The 22,436-nt window shown below is 63.6% G+C and carries 21 protein-coding genes; 6 read left to right on the top strand and 15 right to left on the bottom strand.

Going from position 1 to position 22,436, the window contains the following annotated elements; translation table 11 throughout:
• The first annotated feature begins 22 nt into the window (after nt 1–22).
• Nucleotides 23–484, top strand: coding sequence for a carboxymuconolactone decarboxylase family protein (locus JQ580_RS14000; protein WP_212280605.1), 462 nt, complete (start codon nt 23–25; stop codon nt 482–484).
• 132 nt (nt 485–616) lie between these two features.
• Here the strand turns inward: JQ580_RS14000 and JQ580_RS13995 are convergent, their stop codons facing one another.
• From JQ580_RS13995 to JQ580_RS13970, 6 genes are all read right to left on the bottom strand, one after another.
• Entirely contained in the window at nt 617–1,477 is an 861-nt protein-coding gene (locus JQ580_RS13995; RefSeq protein ID WP_212280604.1) for a D-amino-acid transaminase, read from the bottom strand.
• 179 nt (nt 1,478–1,656) lie between these two features.
• Nucleotides 1,657–2,388: an amino acid ABC transporter ATP-binding protein gene (locus JQ580_RS13990; RefSeq protein ID WP_212280603.1), complete on the bottom strand. Its 732-nt coding sequence runs from the start codon at nt 2,386–2,388 to the stop codon at nt 1,657–1,659.
• A 12-nt stretch (nt 2,389–2,400) separates the two neighbouring features.
• Complete coding sequence (locus tag JQ580_RS13985) at nt 2,401–3,093, bottom strand: amino acid ABC transporter permease (RefSeq protein ID WP_212280602.1); 693 nt, start codon at nt 3,091–3,093, stop codon at nt 2,401–2,403.
• A 2-nt stretch (nt 3,094–3,095) separates the two neighbouring features.
• Nucleotides 3,096–3,827 (bottom strand): amino acid ABC transporter permease, encoded by a 732-nt coding sequence (locus tag JQ580_RS13980; protein ID WP_212280601.1) that lies wholly within the window; start codon nt 3,825–3,827, stop codon nt 3,096–3,098.
• Between the two features lie 119 nt (nt 3,828–3,946).
• A complete protein-coding gene (locus JQ580_RS13975) occupies nt 3,947–4,858 on the bottom strand; it encodes an amino acid ABC transporter substrate-binding protein (RefSeq protein ID WP_212280600.1) in 912 nt (303 codons plus the stop codon).
• An 86-nt stretch (nt 4,859–4,944) separates the two neighbouring features.
• Nucleotides 4,945–6,330: a M20 family metallopeptidase gene (locus JQ580_RS13970; protein ID WP_212280599.1), complete on the bottom strand. Its 1,386-nt coding sequence runs from the start codon at nt 6,328–6,330 to the stop codon at nt 4,945–4,947.
• A gap of 275 nt (nt 6,331–6,605) precedes the next feature.
• On the opposite strand from JQ580_RS13970, the gene JQ580_RS13965 reads away from it, so the two are divergent.
• The gene (locus JQ580_RS13965; RefSeq protein WP_212280598.1) at nt 6,606–7,985 is read left to right on the top strand and encodes an LLM class flavin-dependent oxidoreductase; all 1,380 of its coding nucleotides are present in this window, start codon (nt 6,606–6,608) and stop codon (nt 7,983–7,985) included.
• A 156-nt stretch (nt 7,986–8,141) separates the two neighbouring features.
• Here the strand turns inward: JQ580_RS13965 and JQ580_RS13960 are convergent, their stop codons facing one another.
• From JQ580_RS13960 to JQ580_RS13940, 5 genes are all read right to left on the bottom strand, one after another.
• Nucleotides 8,142–9,803, bottom strand: coding sequence for a thiamine pyrophosphate-binding protein (locus JQ580_RS13960; RefSeq protein ID WP_212280597.1), 1,662 nt, complete (start codon nt 9,801–9,803; stop codon nt 8,142–8,144).
• A 255-nt stretch (nt 9,804–10,058) separates the two neighbouring features.
• Nucleotides 10,059–10,562 (bottom strand): GFA family protein, encoded by a 504-nt coding sequence (locus JQ580_RS13955; protein ID WP_212280596.1) that lies wholly within the window; start codon nt 10,560–10,562, stop codon nt 10,059–10,061.
• 173 nt (nt 10,563–10,735) lie between these two features.
• Complete coding sequence (locus JQ580_RS13950) at nt 10,736–11,863, bottom strand: alkene reductase (protein WP_212280595.1); 1,128 nt, start codon at nt 11,861–11,863, stop codon at nt 10,736–10,738.
• A gap of 159 nt (nt 11,864–12,022) precedes the next feature.
• Nucleotides 12,023–12,886, bottom strand: a complete 864-nt coding sequence (locus JQ580_RS13945) for an outer membrane protein (protein WP_212280594.1) — start codon at nt 12,884–12,886, stop codon at nt 12,023–12,025.
• A gap of 201 nt (nt 12,887–13,087) precedes the next feature.
• Nucleotides 13,088–14,584 carry an aldehyde dehydrogenase family protein gene (locus tag JQ580_RS13940; RefSeq protein ID WP_212280593.1) on the bottom strand — a complete coding sequence of 499 codons (1,497 nt, stop codon included), beginning with the start codon at nt 14,582–14,584 and terminating at the stop codon, nt 13,088–13,090.
• 182 nt (nt 14,585–14,766) lie between these two features.
• Here JQ580_RS13940 and JQ580_RS13935 point away from each other — a divergent pair, with 182 nt between their 5' ends.
• Nucleotides 14,767–15,612, top strand: coding sequence for an SDR family NAD(P)-dependent oxidoreductase (locus JQ580_RS13935; protein ID WP_212280592.1), 846 nt, complete (start codon nt 14,767–14,769; stop codon nt 15,610–15,612).
• Between the two features lie 162 nt (nt 15,613–15,774).
• Here JQ580_RS13935 and JQ580_RS13930 read toward each other — a convergent pair whose 3' ends face one another.
• The 3 genes from JQ580_RS13930 to JQ580_RS13920 all read right to left on the bottom strand — a co-directional run bounded on the left by JQ580_RS13930 (nt 15,775) and on the right by JQ580_RS13920 (nt 17,172).
• Nucleotides 15,775–15,981 (bottom strand): hypothetical protein, encoded by a 207-nt coding sequence (locus JQ580_RS13930; protein WP_008145196.1) that lies wholly within the window; start codon nt 15,979–15,981, stop codon nt 15,775–15,777.
• A gap of 180 nt (nt 15,982–16,161) precedes the next feature.
• Nucleotides 16,162–16,437, bottom strand: a complete 276-nt coding sequence (locus JQ580_RS13925) for a YiaA/YiaB family inner membrane protein (RefSeq protein ID WP_091966026.1) — start codon at nt 16,435–16,437, stop codon at nt 16,162–16,164.
• 39 nt (nt 16,438–16,476) lie between these two features.
• Nucleotides 16,477–17,172 carry a PspA/IM30 family protein gene (locus JQ580_RS13920; protein WP_212280591.1) on the bottom strand — a complete coding sequence of 232 codons (696 nt, stop codon included), beginning with the start codon at nt 17,170–17,172 and terminating at the stop codon, nt 16,477–16,479.
• Nucleotides 17,173–17,275: 103 nt separating this feature from the next.
• Between JQ580_RS13920 and JQ580_RS13915 the strand changes: the two genes are divergently transcribed.
• The 3 genes from JQ580_RS13915 to JQ580_RS13905 all read left to right on the top strand — a co-directional run bounded on the left by JQ580_RS13915 (nt 17,276) and on the right by JQ580_RS13905 (nt 21,078).
• On the top strand, nt 17,276–17,908 hold the full coding sequence (locus tag JQ580_RS13915; RefSeq protein ID WP_212280590.1) for a TetR/AcrR family transcriptional regulator: 633 nt from the start codon (nt 17,276–17,278) through the stop codon (nt 17,906–17,908).
• A gap of 128 nt (nt 17,909–18,036) precedes the next feature.
• The gene (locus tag JQ580_RS13910) at nt 18,037–19,308 is read left to right on the top strand and encodes a DUF892 family protein (protein ID WP_212280589.1); all 1,272 of its coding nucleotides are present in this window, start codon (nt 18,037–18,039) and stop codon (nt 19,306–19,308) included.
• Nucleotides 19,309–19,458: 150 nt separating this feature from the next.
• The gene (locus tag JQ580_RS13905) at nt 19,459–21,078 is read left to right on the top strand and encodes an ABC transporter substrate-binding protein (RefSeq protein ID WP_212280588.1); all 1,620 of its coding nucleotides are present in this window, start codon (nt 19,459–19,461) and stop codon (nt 21,076–21,078) included.
• Here the strand turns inward: JQ580_RS13905 and JQ580_RS13900 are convergent.
• The gene (locus tag JQ580_RS13900; protein WP_212280587.1) at nt 21,017–22,414 is read right to left on the bottom strand and encodes a glycoside hydrolase family 3 N-terminal domain-containing protein; all 1,398 of its coding nucleotides are present in this window, start codon (nt 22,412–22,414) and stop codon (nt 21,017–21,019) included. The genes JQ580_RS13905 and JQ580_RS13900 overlap by 62 nt on opposite strands.
• Nucleotides 22,415–22,436: the final 22 nt, after the last annotated feature.

Raw genomic sequence — 22,436 nt, 5'->3', positions numbered from 1 at the left:
CCCGCAAGCAAGGAGAACGACCATGAAGCCCCGCATGAATTTCTACCAGGCCGCACCCGACACGATGAAAGCGCTGATGGCGCTGGAGACGCAGATCCAGTCCACGGGACTGGAGAAATCGCTGATCGAGCTCGTCAAGATCCGCGCGTCGCAGATCAACGGCTGCGCCTTCTGCATCAACATGCACACCGAGGACGCCCGCAAGCGCGGCGAGACCGAGCAGCGCATCTACCTGCTGGCCGCGTGGCGCGAATCCCCGCTCTACACCGATCGCGAACGTGCCGCGCTGGCCTGGACGGAATCGGTCACGCTGATTTCGCAGACGCATGCGCCTGATGACGTCTACGAGCAGGTTCGCGCGCAATTCTCCGAGGAAGAGACGGTGAACCTGACCATGCTGATCGGCGCCATCAACGCCTGGAACAGGATCGCCATCGCGTTTCGCGCGGTTCATCCGGTGAAGGTAAAAGCGTCGGCGGCGTGAGGACGGCGCCCCCCTCAACGCAGGTCTCGTCGGGTGGGCCAAGCGAAGCGTGCCCACCTTCTGTGGCCAACAGGAGAGAAGACGTGGGCACGGCGCAAGGGCGCCTTTGCCCACGCTACGGCAGTACGCGGCTCAGACCGCCGTCGCCCTGGCGAACTCCACATAGATCTCGCGGAGCCGCGTCGCCATCGGGCCGGGCTTGCCGTCGCCGATCTTCTTGCCGTCGACGGCGACCACCGGCTGGACGAACGAGGATGCGCTCGTGATGAATGCTTCCTTGGCGGCGTGCGCTTCGGCGACCGTGAAGGGTCGCTCCTCGACGCGGAGCTGACGTTCTTCGGCGAGCGCGATCACGGCCTTGCGGGTGCAACCCGGCAGGATCGTGTTGGAGTTCTGACGGGTGACGATGACATCGTCCTGGGTCAGGATAAACGCGGTGGACGAGCCGCCCTCGGTGACATAGCCATCCTGGATCATCCAGGCTTCGCCGGCACCGGCTTCGGCCGCCGCCTGCTTCGCCAGCACCTGCGCGAGCAGTGCGACGCTCTTGATGTCGCGGCGCTCCCAGCGGATGTCGGGCACCGTGATCACGTTGATGCCGGTCTTTGCGACCGGAGTGTTGATGATGTCCTTCTCCGAGGTGAACATCACCAGGCTCGATTTCACGTCAGCCTTGGGGAACGGGAAGTCGCGGCCCTTGTCGGCGCCGCGGGTCACCTGGAGATAGACCAGCCCGTTCTCGATCTTGTTGCGCGCGATCAATTCCTTCTGAACCTCGGTGATGCGCTCGAGCGTCTCCGGCAGCTTTAGCTTGATTTCACCGACCGATCGCTCCAGCCGCGCCAGATGCGAGGCGTTGTCGACCAGCTTGCCATCGAGCACGGCCGAGACCTCATAGATGCCGTCGGCGAACAGGAAGCCGCGATCGAGGACCGAGATTTTGGCTTCGGAAAGCGGGACGAATGAGCCGTTGACATAGGCGATCGGGTCCAAGGCAGGTCTCCTGGAGGGATGGGAATTTGGCGCGTTTATAGGCCAATTGGAGGTGGTGATCATCCTCAATCTGTCATTCCGTGGCATTCGCAAAGCGATGAGCCCGGAATCCATAACCCCGGCTGGAGGTTATGGATTCCGGGCCTGCACCTTCGGCGCATCCCGGAATGACGACGGAGCTAATGCGACAATATCTTAGACAAGAACTTCTGCGCACGGTCGCTGCGCGGCTTGCCGAAGAAGTCTTCCTTCGCCGCGTCCTCCACGATCTCGCCGCGGTCCATGAAGATCACGCGATTGGCCACTTTGCGGGCAAAGCCCATCTCGTGGGTGACGACCATCATGGTCATGCCTTCATGAGCGAGATCCACCATGACGTCGAGCACCTCGCTGACCATTTCCGGGTCGAGCGCCGAGGTCGGCTCGTCGAACAGCATGACGATCGGATCCATGGCAAGCGCACGGGCGATCGCAACGCGCTGCTGCTGGCCGCCGGACAGATTCGCGGGATACTTTTGCGCCTGTTCCTTGAGGCCGACGCGTTCCAGCAACTGCATGCCTTTCGCCATCGCCTTGTCGCGCGACCGGTCGAGCACCTTCTGCTGCGCGAGGCAGAGATTGTCGATGATCTTCAGATGCGGGAACAGCTCGAAGTGCTGGAATACCATGCCGACGCGCGAGCGCAGCTTGGGCAGGTCGGTCTTGGGATCGTTGACCTTGGTGCCGTCGACGCTGATGTCGCCGCTCTGGAACGGCTCCAGTGCGTTGACGCATTTGATCAGGGTCGACTTGCCCGAGCCCGAGGGGCCGCAGACCACTACGACCTCACCCTTGGTGACGCTGGTTGTGCAATCGGTCAGCACCTGGAAGCTCGGGCTGTACCATTTGTTGACGTGGCTGATTTCGATCATGACGGACACGCTCTATCGAATGATGGCGATGCGCGCCTGAAGGCGGCGGACGCCAAAGGACGCGATACAGGAAATGGTGAAATAGACGACCGCGGCGAACAGGTACATTTCGACGAGGCGCCCGTCGCGCTGCGCGACCTTGCTCGCCGCGCCCAGGAAGTCCGTGATCGAGAGAACGTAGACCAGCGAGGTGTCCTGGAACAGCACGATGGTCTGCGTGATCAGCACCGGCAGCATGTTGCGGAAAGCTTGCGGCAACACGACGTAGCGCATGGTCTGGGCGTAGGTCAGGCCCAGCGCGCTGGCCGCGGCCGGCTGGCCGCGCGAGATCGATTGGATGCCGGCGCGCATGATCTCGGAGAAGTATGCCGCCTCGAACATGATGAAGGTGATGAGCGAGGATGCGAACGCGCCGACGCTGATCGGGCGCGAGGCGCCGGTCACCCATTGCCCGATATAGGGCACCAGGAAGTAGAACCAGAAGATCACCAGCACCAGCGGCAGCGAGCGCATGAAGTCGACATAGACGCCGGCAACGCGGCCAAGGATCTTGAAGCCGGAGAGCCGCATCAGGGCGAGCGCCGTGCCGAAGACGAGGCCGCCGAGGGCCGCGAGCGCGGTCAAGGTCAGCGTAAACGTCATGCCCTCGAAGAACAGATAGGGCAGCGCACGGCGAATGACGTCGAAATCGAGATTGGCAAACATCGCTATTTCCCCGTGATGTAGCCGGGGATCGCGACCCAGCGTTCGAGGAAGCGCATCGCCGTCACGACCACGGCATTCACGAGGAGGTAGAGGACCGTCGCGGCGGTGAAGGCCTCGAACACCTGGAACGAGAATTCCTGCATCGAGCGCGCCTGCCCGGTCAGCTCGAGCAGACCGATCGTGATCGCGACCGCCGTATTCTTGATGGTGTTCAGGAATTCGGAGGTGAGTGGCGGCAGGATGATGCGGAACGCCATCGGTAGCAGCACGTAGCGATAGGCCTGCACGGTTGTGAGGCCAAGCGCCGTGGCCGCCATCTTCTGCCCTCGCGGCAGCGAACCGATGCCCGCCTGAAGCTGAACGGCCACGCGCGCCGACATGAAGAAGCCGATGCCGATCGCGGCCGTCCAGAACGGCGCGTTCGGGAGTTGCTTCATCCAGGTGCCCGCAGCCTTGGGCAGCAGCTCCGGCAGCACGAAGAACCACAGGAAAAGCTGCACGAGCAGCGGCATGTTGCGGAAGAATTCGACATAGGCAAAGCCGAACCAGTTCGCCCCTTTCGACGGCAGCGTACGCATGACGCCGACGAGCGAGCCGGTGATCAGCGCGATGACCCAGGCCAACGCCGCGGTCTTCAGGGTCAGCACCAGGCCCGACAGCAGCATGTCGAGATAGGTGCCCGTCCCCATCGGGTTCGGCTGGAAGAAGATTCCCCAGTTCCAGTTGTAGTTCACGTGTCCCCCGCGCGAACGCGCCACTGATCAAGTTTGTCCCGGCGCCTATGCAAATGTCCGGCCACCCCTGTGTCAAGAGTGGCCGGACATGATCCCGATCGAAAGATCGAGGTTGTATCTTACTTGTAGTCGTCCGGGTTCGGCGAATCCGAGGGCTTCGCGAACTCGTTCTTCAGCTCGGCCGAGATCGGCGTATTGAGGTTCAGGCCCTTCGGCGGGATCTTCTGGGTGAACCACTTGTCGTAGATCTTCTGGGCTTCGCCGGACGTATAGAGCGCAGCTGTCGCCGCATCGACCACCTTCTTGAACGGCGCGTCGTCCTTGCGCAGCATGATGCCGTAGGGCTCGGGCTTGGAGAACGCGTCCTTGGAAACGACGTAGTCATCCGGCGACTTCGAACCGGCGACGAGGCTCGCGAGCAGGATGTCGTCCATGACGAAGGCGACCGCGCGGTCGGTTTCGACCATCAGGAACGCTTCGGCGTGGTCCTTGGCGGGAATGATGTTGGCGCCGAGGCCTTTCGCGACATTGGCCTCGGTGAGCTGCTTGATGTTGGTGGTGCCGGCGGTCGAGACCACGGTCTTGCCCTTGAGGTCGTCGATCGACTTCAGGCCGCTCGACTTCTTGAAGACGTAGCGGCTGGCGGTCAGGAAGTGGGTGTTGGTGAAGGCAACCTGCTTCTGGCGCTCGGCATTGTTGGTGGTCGAGCCGCATTCGAGGTCGATGGTGCCGTTGGCCATCAACGGAATGCGCGTGGCCGAGGTCACCGGGTTGAGCTTGACCTCGAGCTTGTCGAGCTTGAGCTCCTTCTTCACGGCGTCGACGATCTTGTAGCAGATGTCCATGGCAAAGCCGACGGGCTTCTGGTTGTCGTCGAGGTAAGAGAACGGGATCGAGGAGTCGCGGAAGCCCAGCGTGATGGCGCCGGTGTCCTTGATGTTCTTCAACGTGCCGGTCAGCTCTTGGGCCCCGGCCTGGCTGACGGCGAAGGTCGCGGCGAGCGCGAGGCCGATGCTACGGAAATGTTTCACTTTTTTGTTCCCCTTTCAGGATTGTGCAGCGGGATGCAAGCACAAAATGGATCGGATTAGAATGTGACTTTCGGCGGGATCGCAGCTCAGGTTAACGGCCGCGGGAGTTCTCCCAAATCCCAGAACAGCCCGGCCATCACCGTCAAGGCTTCTTCCGTCAATGGCAGCAGGATGTGCTCATTGGGCGCATGCTGGGAGCAGCCGGGATAGGAGTGCGGGACCCAGATCGTCGGCAGACCCAGGATCTCGGAGAACACGTCGTTGGGCAGCGAGCCGCCGAAGTTCGGCAGCACCGCCGGCGGCTTGCCGGTGGTCTCTTTCACCGAATCCGCCGCCCATTTGATCCAGGGGCTGTCGAAATCGGTCCGCGACGCGGCAAAGCTCTGCGCCGCCCGCACCTCGACCATCGGAAAGCCCTTCTGGACAAGATGAGCGCGGATCGCCTCGATCAGGCCGCCGACCTTGGTGCCGACCACGAAACGCAGTTGCAGCACGGCATTGGCATGGCCCGGGATGGCGTTGGCCGGCTTCTCGATATTGCCCGACGACATCGCCAGCACTTCCAGCGTATTCCAGGCATAGAGCCGTTCCGCCGCCGACAGCCCCTCCTCGCCCCAGTTCTCCGCCAGCGCCGGCTCGTCCTCGGTCGGGACCACCTGCACGTCGGCGAGATAGGAGCGGATCTGGTTGGTGAGGCGCGGCGGCTTCAACGCATCGAGCTGAAGACGGCCGTGGCCGTCGACCAGCGTGGAGATCGCGTTGACCAAAATGGTTGCGGGGTTGGCCAGCACGCCGCCCCAATTGCCGGAATGATGACCGCCATCGCGCAAGTTCACATCGAGATGAATGCGGATGCCGCCGCGGCATCCCAGGAACAGCGTCGGCCGGTCGGCGGACAAGCGGGGCCCGTCGGAGGCCATGAACAGATCGGCCTTGAGCGCGTCGCGATTGAGGTCGCAGACCTTGCCGAGATCGGGTGAGCCGATCTCTTCGCCCATCTCGACGATGAACTTCGCGTTGAAGCCGAGCTTGCCGCCACGGGCGTCGCGCACCGCGCGGAGTGCTGCCATGTTGATACTGTGCTGGCCCTTGTTGTCGGCGGTGCCACGGCCGTACAGCCGGTTGCCCGCAACCGTCGTGCGCCAGGGATCGCGGCCCTCGCGCCACTCGCCCTCCATGCCGTCGACGACGTCGCCATGACCGTAGATCAGCACGGTCGGTGCTGAGGTGCTTTCGAGATGCTCGGCGAACAGGAACGGCGCCTTGCCGCTGGGGGACTCGACGATGTGGCTGGTGAAATCGAGCGCGGCAAACGCCGGCTGCATCTCCTGTTCCAGATAGGCGCGCAGCTCGGCGCCACGCGACGGATTCTGGCTTTCGGTCTGATAGGCGACGCGGCGGTCGAGTTCAGCGAGGAACGCGCCGGATTTGAAGTCGTCCCGGGCGCGGGCGATGGCGTCGGCTCTGGTCATTGCTATTCGTCTTCAAGGTCTCGAGGCGGGCGAACCTAGCGGGCTACACTGGCCGTCGAAAGTGGCGGGGACTTGGGTAGTTCTTGTAGTTCTCTTGCAGTTCTCTTGTAGTCCTCTTGGGATTTCGTCCTTGCCCTCTTGAGATTGGCTTGCCAAAGGCGGCGGCCCGCTGATTTTGGTCTTGCCAAGCGCACGTTATATGCAAGAACTTCGCCAAGTTCGGGCGCACATCTACCATTCGAAGAGCGCTCAGTATAGAGCGCCGGGGAACAGTCATGGCCAAGCAGATCAGGCTCAACGCCTTTGCGATGAATTGCGTCGCGCACCAGTCGCCGGGCCTGTGGACCCATCCACGCGACCGCACCGCCGAGTATAACCGCCTGCCTTACTGGATCGATCTCGCCAAAACGCTGGAGCGCGGCCGGTTCGACGGGCTGTTCCTGGCCGACGTGCTAGGGGTCTACGACGTCTATGGCAACAGCCCCGACGCGGCCTTGCGCAACGCGGCGCAGACGCCGTCCAACGAACCGCTGCTGCTGCTTTCGGCAATGGCCGCGGTGACGAAAAACCTCGGCTTCGGCGTGACCAGCAATCTCTCCTTCGAGCCGCCCTATCCGTTCGCGCGGCGGATGTCGACGCTGGACCATCTCACCGAAGGCCGGATCGGCTGGAACGTCGTCACCGGCTATCTGGACAGCGCCGCGCGAGGTGCCGGCAAGGACAAGCAGACCGGCCACGACGACCGCTACGACATCGCGGACGAATACATGGAGGTCGTCTACAAGCTCTGGGAAGGAAGTTGGGAGGACGACGCCGTGCTGCGCGACCGCAAGCGCGGCATCTTCACCGATCCCAGCAAGGTTCACCGCATCAATCACGAGAGCGCAAACTACCGCATCAACAACACCATTCATCTCAGCGAGCCTTCGCCGCAGCGAACGCCGGTGCTGTACCAGGCCGGCACCTCGCCGCGCGGCCGCCAGTTCGCGGCCAAGCATGCCGAATGCGTGTTCATGTCGGGACCGTCGGCCAAGATCATCGCGCCGCGGGTCGCGGCGATCCGCCAGGAGGCCGCCGCACTCGGCCGTAATCCTGCGGACATCCTGATGTTCAACATGATGACGATCATCCTCGGCAACACGGAAGCAGAAGCGGCGGCGAAATATGCCGACTACCGCTCGCACATCAATCCGGAAGGCGCGCTCGCGCTGATGTCAGGATGGACTGGCATCGACTTCTCCGGTTACGAGCTCGACCAGCAGGTGCGTCACGTCCAGAACGATGCCGGGCGCAGCGCGCTCGACAACGTCACACGCGGCGACCCCGACCGCGTCTGGACCGTGCGCGACGTCATCGAGCATGTCGGCATCGGCGGCGCTGGCCCCGTCGTGGTCGGCACGCCCGAAAGCGTCGCCGACAAGATCGAGGATTGGTTCGAGAAGACCGATGTCGACGGCCTCAACGTGGCCTTTGCGATCTCGCCCGGCGATTTCGAGGATATCGCCGATATGCTGGTGCCGGAGCTGACGCGGCGCGGACGGTACAAGCCGGAATACACCAAGGGCACGCTGCGGGAAAAACTGTTCGGCGACGGGCGCGCAAGGCTTGATGCGCCGCATCCTGCGGCAGGATATCGGGTAGGAAAGAAGGGGTAGTTGCCACACCCACGCTGTCATCCCTCGGCTTGACCGGGGCATCCAGTACGCCGCGGCCTATCGAGGAATCACAGCCGTCTCTGGAATACTGGATCCCCGATCAGGTCGGGCGATGACAGCTGAGAACGTGGCGAGTACGAGTACGGCAGCGACCGCCTACACCTTCCCGTCCACCATCACCTCGATCAGCTTCGTGCCCGGCCGATTGAACGCCGACGCCAGCGTTGCCTTCAGTTCGCGGGGATCGCTGATCCTGATCGCCTCGCAGCCCAGCGCCCTGGCGACGCCGGCGAAATCCACCGGCGGATCGATAAAATCCATGCCGACATAATTGTCGTCGCCATGAAAGGCCAGCAGGCGCTGCTTGATGATGCGGTAACCGCCATTGTTGGCGATGACGACGTTGAGCGGCAGCTTGTGATGCGCCGCGGTCCACAGCGACTGGATCGAATACATCGCGCTGCCGTCGCCGGAGAAGCACACCACGGGGCGATCCGGATTGGCGATGCTGGCGCCTACCGAGGCCGGCAGGCCCCAGCCAATGCCGCCGGAGGCAAGCCCGTGATAGCCGTAGCGATCGCGATGCGGTCGAAGCGCCGTTACCTGGCGGCTTGAAGTGAGGCCCTCGTCAACCAGGATGGCGTTGTCGGGCATCGCCTCGACCATCTGCAGCACCAGATAATCGGGATCGATCGGGCTGCGGCCGGCGCTCTTGCCGATCTGCTCGACCAGTGCGGCGCGGCGCGCGGTCCAATTCTGCGGCGCCAATTCGGCGAGGCGCTGCTTGGCGCGGCCCGCGAGCGTTGCGCCGCCCATCTCCTTCAACACCGGAATCAGCGCGCGCAAGGTTTCCTTCAGATCCGCCTTCAGCGCGATCTCGGCGCCGTAGTTCTTGGCGATCTCCCAATCGACGAGGCCGATCTGCACGATACCGAGTCGATCCGGCAGCGCATCGACCTCGCTGTAGACAGACATCCGCAAGGGATCGCCGCCGAGCGCGATCAGGAGGTCGTAAGGTGCAAGCGTATCGCGCGCCACCTTCTGGACGCGTGCCAGCGTGCCGACGAAACTCGGACTCTCCGAGAGGAAATGCGAGCCATAGGGCGTCGAGGACTGGTAGGCGGCAGCGCCAAGCAGCTCGGCGAGTTCAGCCGCTTCCTTGAGCGCGTCGCTCTTCACCACCTCGTCCATGGTGACGATGACGGGACGCTCGGCTTTCAACAGCCGCGCGGCAAACGCCCTCAGCGCCTCGTCCGACGGCCTTGTCCGCGCGTCGATGCGGGTGGAGCGGCCGAGATCGATGCCGGCTTCGCTGTTCAGGATGTCGCCGGGCAGCGAGATGAACACCGGACCGGTCGGCGGCGTGGTCGCGATCTTGGCGGCACGGCGCACGATGCGCGGCAGGTCTTCCAGACGTGTCACCTCCACCGCCCATTTCACCAGCGGCTCGGCCATCCGCACCAGCGGGCCGTAGAGCACCGGCTCCATCAGGCCGTGGCCCTGCTCCTGCTGGCCGGCGGTGAGGATCATCGGCGTGCCCGTGAACTGGGCGTTGTAGAGCGAGCCCATGGCGTTGCCGAGGCCGGGCGCGACATGAACGTTGCAGGCGACGAGCTTGCCCGAGGCGCGGCTGTAGCCGTCGGCGATCGCGACCACCAGGCTCTCCTGCATCGCCATCACATAGGTGAGATCGGGATGGTCCTTCAGCGCATGCATGATCGGCAGCTCGGTGGTGCCGGGGTTGCCGAACAGATGCGTGATGCCCTCGTCCTTGAGCAGCGCGAGAAAGGCGGAGCGGCCGGTGATCTTGTTCTTCATGTTTCCTCCAGGAGCGGACGTTGCCGCAAGGACGAAGGCATGATGGCCGAAGGCGCGGCAGTGACGCAAGGAAGTGTGGTCATGGCTGCGTTGCGTTGGACGGTCTCGTGTCCCGGACGCGGCGCAACGTGCAACGTTGCGCCGCAGAGCCGGAACCCAGAATCCGCACCGCACTCGCTGCTGCATGGGCCCCGGCTCTGCAGCGCGGCACTCGCGCCGCACTGCGTCCGGGGCACGAGAACAGCGTATGTCGAGCTACATCTCTTCCCGCCCCAGCTCGAACGGGTCCTCACCGCCCGCCCGATTTTTCTTTTTCGACCGCTGCCAGACCACGCCCGGAAAGCCTTTCAGCGGCACCAGGGGCTCGCCGGTATAGGCCCACTCCTGCAGCTCCTCGATCGCGATGTGATAGAGCGGCTGGCGACCGGTGCGCTCCCGAAAGAGCGCGCGCGGAATGTTGACCATGTGCGGACCGCGCGGACGTTCGTAGGCGATCGGCGTGCCGCACTGCGCGCAGAAGCTGCGCGTGGTCTTGGTCGTCTTGTCCTCGTAGCGGGCAAGAGCGGTTTTGCCGGATGTGATGCGAAAGCGCTTCTTCCAGCTGCCGACATAAGTGGCGTAGGCGGCGCCGTGAGCGCGGCGGCTGGCGGCCGAATGATCGTGCCAGGCCCAGCGCGCGGGGACGTCGATCTCGAAGGTGACCTTGCCGCAAAGGCATTGCCCGGTGGCGATCCCTGCGGCGGTGGCGGCTTTGGCCATGGTGTCTCCCCGTCGTCAATGTGGGGACAACAATACATCATTGTCATTCCGGGGCGCGACGAAGTCGCGAGCTATGGTGCGCAATTGCGCACTTGAGAATCCATCGCGCGGCAAACCAGGCCTGAAAGGATTCCCGGCTCGACGCTTCGCGTCGCCCGGAATGACGGAGGGACCTAGGCCGGCGCGAGCTCGCCGTAAACGGGATAGTCCGTATACCCCTTCTCCTCGCCGCCGTAGAACGTCGCGCGATTGTACGGCGTGATCGGATAGTCGTGCTCGAGACGCCGCGGCAGGTCAGGATTGGAGATGAAAATGCGGCCGAAGGCGATGATGTCGGCGTGGCCGTCGGCAATCGCAGCGTTCGCGCTCTCGCCGGTGAAGCCGCCGGCGGTCATCAGCACGCCGCTGTAGAGCGGACGGAACAGCACCATCGCCGACGGCACGTTCTGCCAGTTGACCTCGGCGCGACCCGAGCCGCTCGAGCGCGGCTCGATGAAATGCAGATAGGCGAGGCCGAGCTTGTCGAGCGCCTTTACCACGTAGGTGTAGAGCGGCATCGGATCGGGCTCGCCGGAATCATTGGCGATGCCGTAGGGCGACAGCCGTACGGCGACGCGGTTCGCACCCCAGACATCGATCGCGGCCTGCGTGACTTCGAGCAGCAGCCGGGCGCGGTTCTCGATCGAACCGCCATACTGATCGGTGCGCTGATTGCTGCGCGATTGCAGGAATTGCTCGAGCAGATAGCCGTTGGCGCCGTGGATTTCGACGCCGTCGAAACCGGCGGCAAGTGCGTTCTTCGCGCCCTGCCGGAACGCCTCGACGATACCCTTGACTTCATCGGTCTCCAGCGCGCGCGGCGTTTCATAGTCCGAGATCTTGCCATCGGCGGTCATCGCCTTCATGCCCTCGGCCTTGATCGGGATGGCCGAGGCCGAAACCGGCAACTGGCCGCCGTGGAAGGAGGAATGCGAGACGCGGCCGACATGCCAGAGCTGGAGGAAGATGATGCCGCCCTTGGCGTGCACCGCATCCGTCACCCTGCGCCAGCCGGCGATCTGCGCCTCGGAATAGATGCCCGGCGTAGCCGGGTTGCCGCGGCCATGCGAGACCACCGGCGAGGCTTCGGCGATGAGCAGACCGCCCGGCGTGGCACGCTGGGCGTAATATTCGGCGTTGAGCGGCCGCGGCGCAAAGCTCTCGCGCTCGGCCCGCATGCGCGTCAACGGCGCCATCGCGACGCGATGCGCAAGCTTGTACGGACCGACCTGCAGCGGCTTGAACAACGCTTCGAATTTCATGTGATCCCCGGAATGATCGATGAGAGAGCGGGGATCATATGAGAAAGAGCGGCAGCCCGGAAGCCGCCTGGGTGGATGGCTGGCCAGCCGAAAGCTGCGACAGACGCAAAAAAGCCCCGGGCAGGGCCCGGGGACTTGGAGTCCATCCAGAACGGCGGATCAGTATTTTGCGACGACCGGACCGGCACCGAACTTGTAGTTCAGGCCGACCCGCGCGATGTGACCGGTAAAATCCGCGGTTGCGTCGAGGCCGCGCGCCGGGCCCGGAGTGAACGGGAACAGCGGATTGAAGATGGTGTATTTCTCGCTGCCGAGATCATAATAGAGATATTCGAGCTTGACGCTCCAGTTCGACGCAAAGCGGTACTCGCCGCCACCGCCGACGGCCCAGCCCACGCGCCAGCTTTCCGACGTCCCCGCACTACAGATCACGTTGAGGCAGGGCGTGCCGGCCGCAAGCGTGGGATCCACGATCGAGGTCGACGCCTTGACGTGTCCATAGGCAAGACCGCCGGTCGCGTAGAGCATCAAGTCGGGTGTCACGGTGGCACCGATCCGGCCGCGCACGGTCCCCAACCAGTCGACCTTCTGCTCTTGCCTCGTCACGATGTCCGGGAAAACCGGCAGGGTTCGGGAGACCGTCGAGCTGCCCTTGATTCCGGCAGCGGCGATATCGGCTTCGACGCCCCACACCAGGGAGCCTGTCTGCAAATTGTAGCCGGCCTGCACGCCGCCCAGCACACCGCGCGGGTTCGTTGCCAGCGAGGGCGGGATGAGGCCGCCGGCGAGGGCCACGTCGAGCACACCCGCAGTGAAGACTGGATCGTGCGGCGCGAGCTTGATCGCATCATCGCTCCAGCCATAGCCAACATTCACGCCGGCGTAGAAACCCGACCAATTGTAGGCGACCGGCAATTGCGGCGCCTTGTAGAGCGGCGCACGTGCGGCCATATCGGCCGCGAACGCGGGCTGCGCCGCGGCGACGCCCAGAGCCGCGAGCATGATCGAAGCGAAACGGAGCATTCCTGATATCCCAACCCGAACCTTGACGTTGACCAGCACTAACCGGCCGACGTTCGAAATGGGATAACAATCCTTGCGAGATCGCGGACGACGGCCGCTTCTAAATCGCTTGTAGCGTCCGGGCAACAACTTGTGGTCGTCGCAAGCAGACTCTCGTCGCCGCAAGCAAACGAGTCGCTGAAGCCCGGACGCGATGGCGCGTCAGGCCGTCTTGATCCAGACGGACTTCACGTTGAGATATTCCTCGACATGCTGCTTGCCGGACTCGCGGCCATAACCGCTCATCTTGTAGCCGCCGAAAGGCACGGCCGGGTCCATCGCCTGGTAGCAGTTCACCCACACCGAGCCGGCACGCAGCGACTTTGCAACCGCATGCGCCTTGCTGACGTCGCGCGTCCACAGTCCCGAGCCGAGGCCAAAGGTGGTGTTGTTGGCTCGCTTGACCAGCTCGTCCATGTCCTTGAACGCGATCGCGGAGATGACGGGGCCGAAAATCTCCTCCTGCGCGATGCGCATGTTGTCCTGCACGCCCGCAAACACCGTCGGCGAGACGAAGAAGCCCTTCGACAGCGCGCCTTCGGTGACGCGGCCGCCGCCGGCGAGCGCCTTCGCGCCTTCCTTCTGGCCGATGTCGAGATAGCTGGTGACGCGCTCGAGCTGCTGCTCGGACACCAGCGGACCGATCTGGGTGTTGGGATCGAGGCCGTTGCCGATCTGCAGCTTCTTGCCAAATTCGGCGACGCGGCCGACGAACTCCTCGTAGATCGACTGCTCGACGAACAGCCGTGTGCCCGCGCTGCAGATCTGGCCCGAATTGGCAAACACCGCCATCGCCGCACCCGGCACCGCGGCGTCGAGATCGGCATCCGCGAACACGATGTCCGGCGACTTGCCACCGAGCTCGAGCGAGACGCGCTTGAGGTTACCGGCGGAGGCACGGATGATCGACTGTCCCGTGACGTGCGAGCCGGTGAAGGCGACCTTGTCGACGTCGTGGTGCGAGGCGAGCGCGGCGCCCGCGGTCTCGCCATAGCCGGGCACGACGTTGATGACGCCGGGCGGAATGCCCGCCTCCATCGCCAGCTCCGCGATGCGCAGCGAGGTCAGCGGCGCCTCTTCGGCGGGCTTGAGCACCACGGTGCAGCCGGTCGCGATCGCCGGGCCGATCTTCCAGATTGTTGCGGTAAGCGGCCCGTTCCAGGGAATGATAGCGCCGACGACGCCGATCGGCTCCTTCAGCGTGTAGGAGAAGATTTCGCCAGGCAGCGAGTTCTCGATGGTCTCGCCGTGGATCGCCGTGGTCTGGCCGGCATAATAACGCAGCATGCCGACGGCGCGCAGGCGATAGGCGCGGGTGCGGCTGAGCGGCGCGCCCATGTCGAGCGTGTCGAGCTGCGACAATTCGTCGAAATTCTTCTCGACGAGGTCGGCAAGCTTGAGCAGCAGATTCTGTCGCTCGAACGGTTTGACTTTGCTCCAGGGGCCCTCGAAGGCGCGGCGGGCCGCGGCAACCGCACGATCGATGTCTTCCCTGTCGCCCTCGGCGACGGTTGCGAGCAATTCACCGGTAGCAGGGTTATGGGTCTCGAAGCGCTTGCCTGAGGCGGCATCGATCCATTTGCCGTCGATCAGCATCTGCTTGTATGACCCGTTGGCGAACGGATGGCGCGTGATCGGAATAGCCTGCGACACAGCCATGGCTGCACTCCCTGTCAGGTGTTTGAGTGGTTCGATCTGGGCGGGATCGCTGGGCTTGAGGATACAGCCGCGCCGGATAGGCGTAAAGGCAGCGTCGAACGAAGACCTCCCATGCCGACTTGTGCAGGGCCGGACTGCTGCCATGCTATAGTTCGACCGAGAGCTGTTCCCCGGAGACCATCATGCCACATCCCGCCATCGTCAAAGACAATGTCGCCGTGATCACAGGCGGCGCATCCGGAATCGGGTTTGCCGCCGCGGCTGCCTTCGCGCGCGCCGGCATGAAGGTCTGCATCGCGGATGTCGACCGGGAACGGCTGGCGGACGCCGCGACAAAACTGTCATCCATCACGTCTGCCACAAACGTGATGACCTCAGCCGTCGATGTCAGCAGCGCGGAGAGCGTGAGGGAACTGGAACGCACCGTGAGCGCGCAGTTCGGCGGAACGGACCTGCTGATGAACAATGCCGGCATCCAGCCGGGAAGCACGCTGTTCGGCGAACCCGACAATTGGCAACGCATCATCGCCGTCAACATGTGGGGCATCATCAACGGCTCGCGCATCTTCGCGCCCAACATGATCGCTCGCGGCAAAACCGGCCTCATCATCAACACCGGCTCGAAGCAGGGCATCACCACGCCGCCGGGCGACCCCGCCTACAATGTCTCCAAGGCCGGGGTTAAGGCATTTACCGAAGCTCTGCAGCACGAGCTGCGCAACACGAAAGACTGTCGCGTCGCGGCACATCTGCTGATCCCCGGCTTCGTCTTCACCGGCCTCACCGCGAAGGGGCGCACGGAGAAGCCGGCCGGCGCCTGGACGCCGGAGCAGACGGTCGATTTCATGCTGGCGCGGCTGGAGGCCGGCGATTTCTACATCCTGTGCCCTGACGACGACGTGCCGCGCGCGCTCGATGAGAAGCGCATCCAATGGGCAGCCGGCGACATCGTGGAGAATCGCCCGCCGCTGTCACGCTGGCACCCGGATTATGCGGATGCGTTCGCGAAATTTGTGGAGGGGAAGTAACTCTCAACCCTCAAGGTGAGGAGCGCGCCCTTGCGCGCATTTCGAACCATGCAGGCTCTGCTGCAGCGGGCGCGGCTCCATACCTCCAGACACCCTCTTGCTGCCGAATCCTCGGATGAGGGTTTGGAGAATTGGCGGCGCGGCAAATCCGCGCAAAGCGCCCTACAGCGTCTCTTGCTGGTGCCCGCAATTCTTGCAAGCGAACTTGACCCGGGTCTGGCCTTTTTCCGCCTGGACCCGATTCGGCGCGCCGCACTTGCCGCAGACGGCCTCGATGCGGGTCGCGCCCTGCTTGACGACGATGGTCTTCTTTTCCATCGATTCGCGGATCAGGCGCTCGGCCTCCTCACGCAGCGATTGTTTCGACAAAGCTCGTCTCCGCCTCTGGAAAGCGCGAGAGCCATATCGCACCTGCGTTCGAAGTACAATGCGGGATGCGGATCGGAAGGCCCGCTCGGAACGTCATTCCGCATGGTCGGCCAAGAGAGCCGCGGCTCGTCGCTCCGCGGCTCTCTTGCTCGTCGTCCGGATTTGCACAAGGTAGATGTCTCACGCCGCCTTGGAAACCTCCATCAGCAACCGTTCGGCCTTGGCATCCTCGATGCGATTCACCAGCCGGCTGCTCTCGTGATTGTCACGCACGGTCTTGGTCAGGGTGATGCAGGTCTGGATCAACATGACGATGCCCATGGTGAGATAGCCCTTCATCCAGAAGTCGATCGGCAGGAAGAAGATGCCGATGGCGATGAGGAACGCGGAGGCTGCGAAAGACGCGTACGTGAAAGTCACCCAAGCGCTGCTATGGGGTTGGCCGTTCTGGTTCATGATGGTCTCCTGTTGGTTCGAATGATGACGGGGTTGGGATCAGGCGGTCGGCGCGCGCTTGGACTTCAACCGGACCAGCACGTCGTCCGCAGTCGTCTTCAGCCGGGGGCCAAAACCCTGTTCGGCAAGTCTCTCGGCGGTGGCGAGCGGTCCGGTGGCCGCATCGAGCTCGACCAGCACATCATCGGCGGCCTGGGTTTCCATCTGCCGCTCGCGCAGGCGCCGCAGGGTGCTCTCCGCCTCCGGCAGCGTGGATTCGTAAGGCCGTGCCGCCTCGATGCCGCTGCGGCGAAGTGAGCGCACGGCCTCCGAGGCTCGGGCGATGCGGCGGCCGCGATCGAGTTCGGTAATGCGGGCCTGCGCGGTTGCGACGTGGCGTTTCAACCGGGCGATTTCTGTCGCGAACAAGGCGCGGGCCGTCATCGCCGCATCACGGTCGGCCTCCAGGCCTGCGATCGCGTCGGCGGCGTCCCTGGCGAGATCCTCGCGGCCACCGTCGAGCGCCGCAACCGCGCGCGTCTCGAGATCGGCGATGCGGGCGACGGTCGCCTCGAGCTTGCGGCCCTCCTGCTGGTCCTGCGCGATCGCCAGCGCCAGCGTCCGCTTGCTGCGCTCGACGGCGGCAGCCGCATCGCGCATCTGCTGGTCGAGAATGAGGAGGGCGGCCCGGTCCTCCAGTTCCTCGCCGGCGGCGGCCACGCTGCCGCGGAAGAGTGTTACGACGGTCTTGAACATCTGCTGCTCCCTGTTTATGAGCGTTGCTCACAGACTATTTGTAGCAGTATGCTTGAACATTGTTCAAGGAAATTTTGAGCAATGCTCAAATATTTGATGGCGCATGTCTAAGGCCTTGGAACGTCGAGAAAAACTTCGATCCGACCTTATTTTGGCGGCGGAACGGATGATCGCCGACCGTGGATTGTCGGGGCTGAAAACCCGCGATCTTGCCCGCGAGATCGGCTGCGCCAACGGCGCGGTCTATAATCTGGTGGCCGACATGGACGAGCTGATCCTGCGGGTGGGCTCGCGCACGCTGCGGCGGCTCGACGAGACGCTGAGCGCGGCGGAAGGCTCGAGCGCCATCTTGCCCCAGGAGACGCTGGTGCGCATCGCCATCGCCTATTGCGATTTCGCGGCGGAAAATCTTCAGCTCTGGCGGGCACTGTTCGAACACCGCATGGAGGCCGACAAGATCGTTCCCGACTGGTCCGTTGCGGATCAGATGCAGCTGTTCCGCCACATCCACCAGCCGCTGATCTCGCTGTTTCCAGAACGCGGCCCGGAAGAACTCGGAATCACCGCGCGCAGCCTGTTCTCCGCGGTGCATGGCATGGTTGCGCTGGGGCTTGAGCAGAAGCTGGTCGCGGTGCCGCTGCCGGCGCTGCGCAAGGAAATCGCAGGCCTCGTGCGAGCGATGATTGACGGACTGATCGCGCGGCCCGCGCAGAGCCGCGCAGCAGCGGGATCGTAGGGATCTCGCGGCCATCAACGAACGCAACACGCTCTGCTTTGCCCGATCTGAATCTCGACGAGAACTAGGAACGATCATTCCGAGGGCCTGTTGACACGCATAGATTCCCACAGAGCGCGAGCCCTCCCATGTATCACCACGTCAAGAAACTGATGTTCACTGTTCGCGTCGACGAACCCGATCCGCGCTTCGGCAATATGCTGCTCGAACAGTTCGGCGGCGCCAATGGGGAACTCGCGGCGGCGATGCAATATTCGATTCAAGGTTTGAATTGCGAGGATCCCGATCGCAAGGACCTCTTGATGGATATCGGCACCGAAGAGCTTAGCCATCTCGAAGTCGTCGGTTGTCTTGCGCGCTTGCATCTTGCGCCTTCGAAGAACGACCGTCAGGCGGCGGAGGCCGATCCGCTGATTGCGATTGCCGGAGGCGGCGGCGTCAATCTGTTCAATTCACAAGGCAATCCCTGGACCGCCGACTATCTCAAGATCACCGGCGAACTCGACGTCGACCTCCGCAGCAACATCGCCGCAGAAGCGCGCGCGAAGATCGTCTATGAACGGCTGATCAATTTCTGCGACGACTCGGGCAGCAAGGACGCGCTCCAGTTCCTGATGACGCGGGAGATCACTCATATGAAGGCGTTCGCGCGAGCGCTCGAAAGCCTGTCGAAGCCGGCCTTCAGCATCGGCAGGCTCGCGCCGACGCCCGGTCTCGTGAACCAGTATTTCAACGACTCCACCGGCAGTGGCGACCACGGCGAAATCGACACCCGCGGTCCCTGGAATGAAGGCGAGGACTGGGTGTTCACGGAATCACCCGCTCTGCAGTCCACCGATGCCGGCGCCGGCACATCCATCGTAGCAGAGAGTTCATCACCCGTGGACGAGATGGGCCTGACCGAACTCCTGCTCCATGAACTGCGCGACATTCTCCATGCCGAGAAGCAGTTGACCAAGGCGCTTCCCAAGATGGCGCAGGCCGCCCGCTTCGACCAGCTGCGGGAATTGTTCGAGCAGCATCTGGCCGAGACCGAGAATCAGGTCGAGCGCATCAACGAATGCTTCGAACTGCTCGGCGAGACCGCAAAAGCCAAGCCCTGCAAGGGCATGATGGGCCTCATCGAGGAAGGCCAGGAGGTCATGCAGGAAGCCGAGGACAAGGAAGACGCAGCCGCCGACCTTTCACTGATTTCTGCGGCTCAACGCGTCGAACATTACGAGATGTCCGGCTACACCACCGCGCGCAATCTGGCGCAGCAGCTCCGGCATAGCGCGGTGGTCGCCCTGCTATCCAAATCCCTCGCCGAGGAAGAAAACGCCGATCTCCTGCTCAATCAGGTCGCGCGCTCGCTGATGTCGGTTGCGAAAATGCCTGCCGCGGTGGAGCAGGCCGAATAAGAAGCGCCTGTCGCGACGCACGGACGTATCGACTGAAACCGCCTCGCGCAGATGCGCGGGGCGGTCAGCTACGACACCGGCACGATCATCCGTGCCCGGTGGCACACACCTTGCCTCTCGATGCCGGACATTACCGGACAGGAGGCCCCCATGAGCCGTTCGCTCTTTCATATCAGCCGCCGCAGCGTGATCGGCGGCGTAGGCGCCGCCGGCATCAGTGCCGTCGCTCCGCCCCTTGCCTGGGCGCAGGGACGTAGCGAGACGCTGCTGGTGGTGCAGGAGCTGGGTCCGAACTCGCTGGACATGCAGGGCGTCGGCGCCAACCAGACCGTGAACGGGCTCTCGTGGAATTGCTACGACCGCCTCCTTTCCTACGCCTCCAAAACGCTGCCGGACGGAACGATATCGTATGATCGCGAGAAACTCGCGCCCGAACTCGCCGAGAGCTGGGAGGTCGCAGCCGATGGCATGTCCTGCACCTTCAAGCTTCGTAGGGACGCGAAATTCCACGACGGCACGCCTGTTACCGCCAAGGACGTCAAATGGTCGTTCGACCGCGCGGTGAAGGTCGGCGGCTTCCCGACCTTCCAGATGTCGGCGGGATCGCTGGAAAAGCCCGAGCAGTTCTTGGTCGTCGACGATCACACCTTCCGCATCGACTATGTCCGCAAGGACAAGATGCTGCTGTTCAACGTCGCCGTGGTCGTGCCCTTCATCATCAACTCGGAACTGGCGAAGAAGAATGCTAGTCCGGACGACCCCTGGGCATTGACGTGGCTCAGGAACAACGAGGCCGGCGGGGGCGCCTACAAGATCGAAAGCTGGAAGCCCGGCAGCGAGACCGTGCTGGCGCGTTTCGACGACTGGAAGAGCGGACCCTTGCCGAAGATCAGGCGCGTGATCGCGCGAGACGTTCCCTCCGGCGGAACGCGTCGCGCTATGCTGGAGCGGGGCGACGCCGACTTGTCCAGCGGCTTTGCGCCGCGCGATTTCGACCAGCTCATCAGGGAAGGCAAGGTCAAGGTGTCGGGCGTGCCGATCCCCAACGCGCTCTGGTACGTTGCCCTGAACACCGCAAAGCCGCCGTTCGATAATATGAAGCTGCGCCAGGCCGTCGCCTGGGCGATGCCATATGAGCAGATCCAGAGCAGCGCATTCTTCGGCCGTTCCGTTCCGATGTACGGAGGAGCGGCTGAAGTCTCGAAGCCGGTCTGGCCGCAGCCGTTTCCCTATGTCACAGACCTGGACAAGGCCAAGGCCTTGATGAAGGAAGCAGGTTTCGAAACCGGCCTGGAGACGACGCTCTCGCTCGACACGGGCACCGCAACCGTCGGCGAACCCACGGCGATCCTGATCCAGGAGAGTCTCGCCAAGATCGGCATCAAGGCATCAATCGAAAAAATACCGGGCGCCAACTGGCGCACGACACTGAACAAAAAGGAGCTGCCGCTTGCGCTCAACCGGTTCAGCGGCTGGCTCGACTATCCCGAATATTATTTCTACTCGAATTTCCACGGCAACAATTCGATCTTCAACATCTCCTCCTACCAGAACAAGGAGATGGACGCGCTGATCGACAAGGCCCGCTTCACCACTGATACCGCCGAATACGACAAGGCGGTGAAGGATTTCATCGCGCTCTGCATCCGCGACGTGCCGGTCGTTCCGCTCAACCAGCCGATCCACGACGTCGCCATGCAGAAGGGCATCACCGGCTACGAGTTCTGGTTTCACCGCGAGCCTGATTATCGTCAATTCGCGAAGGGCTAGTTTCGACCAGGTGGATCTGGCCCGAGGCGGCCCGCGCCTGCTCGATCGGAAAGCCCCGCGTCAGCCGCGCCTCGCTCGCGCGCAGCGCTGCTGAATCAAGCGTGCCTTTCCGCGAGCCGTCCAGGGCGCAGGCGAAGACGCGGTAGAATTGCGCGCCGTCATAGGCGACCAGCAGCAGGTCGACACCGGCATTGATCGCCTCGACCACGGCCTTGCAGACGTCGTTCTGGTAGATCGCACCCATCACGAGGTCGTCGGTCATCACCACGCCCTGATAGCCCCATTTCTCACGGATAATGCCATCGACGACGCGCTTGGAGTGCGAGGCGGCGCGTTCGGGGTCGACCGCGGTGAGCGTGACATGGCCGACCATCAATGCGCTGCGCGAATGCGACAGCACCTCGCGGAACGGGAGCCAGTCGGTTGCTTCCAACTCCCCGACCGGCGCGTCGAGATTGGCGCTGAAATGATGCGTGTCGGTACGGACGCGGCCGATGCCAGGAAAATGCTTGAGCGTGGCGCCGACGCCGGATTCTTCCAGCCCGCGTACATAGGCGCGCGCGATCGTGCTGACGACGGCCGGATCGGTTGCGATTGCGCGCTGGCCGATCAGCGTGTGGAAATCGAGGCGGTTGCGCCGCGCCGGCGGCTTGAGGTCGAGCACCGGCGCGAGATTGAGGTTGACGCCGAGGTCCGCAAGCTCGCGTCCATGGATTCGACCGAACTCTTGAGCCTTGGCTTGCTGGTCCTCGGGAGCAAGACCGGCGAGCGTCGCCAGCGCCGGCACCTTGGTCAGCGGAGGCGCCAGATGCCCGACGATGCCGCCCTCCTGGTCGGCGGCGACGACCAGCGGCGGCAGGCCCGCCGCGCGCCTGATATCCTGGAGCGCCGCGATCTCGGTCCGCAGCGCCGCGACGGTCCGGCCACGAATGTTGTGCCGGGTCACATAAACACCGCCGATCAATCCCTGCTCGGCAAGGCGCGCGACCTCGGGAAACGAGGAAAAGCCGACCATGAAATGAGGCCCGAGTTGTCGCGCCTCAGCGACACTTGCGCCGAGGACGTCGTGCTTGCGCAGCTCGAACTTCAGGTGCGCCGCGGACATCAGGACCGGCGGCAGGCACCAGAGCGTGACCAGCAGCTTGCCCGTAATGGTTCGCCACCCCCCTTTGCGCAGCAGCAGGATGACGATCGCGATGCTTGCGACGACAAGTGCGATGTTTCCGGCGCCGCGCAATGGGACAAGATAGGGATCGTTTTTGTTCGCGGCCGCGAATGCGACGACGGGCACGGCAAGCCAGAGCAGAATGAGACCGATACGACGGAGGAATTGCATGATGCATCACGCGCTGCGAGGG

This window comes from Bradyrhizobium sp. SZCCT0148, assembly GCF_018129985.1.
Classification (GTDB): Bacteria; Pseudomonadota; Alphaproteobacteria; order Rhizobiales; family Xanthobacteraceae; genus Bradyrhizobium; species Bradyrhizobium japonicum_H.
Note: the sequence above shows the minus strand (reverse complement) of the source record. Positions and strands in the feature narration are given on the sequence as shown.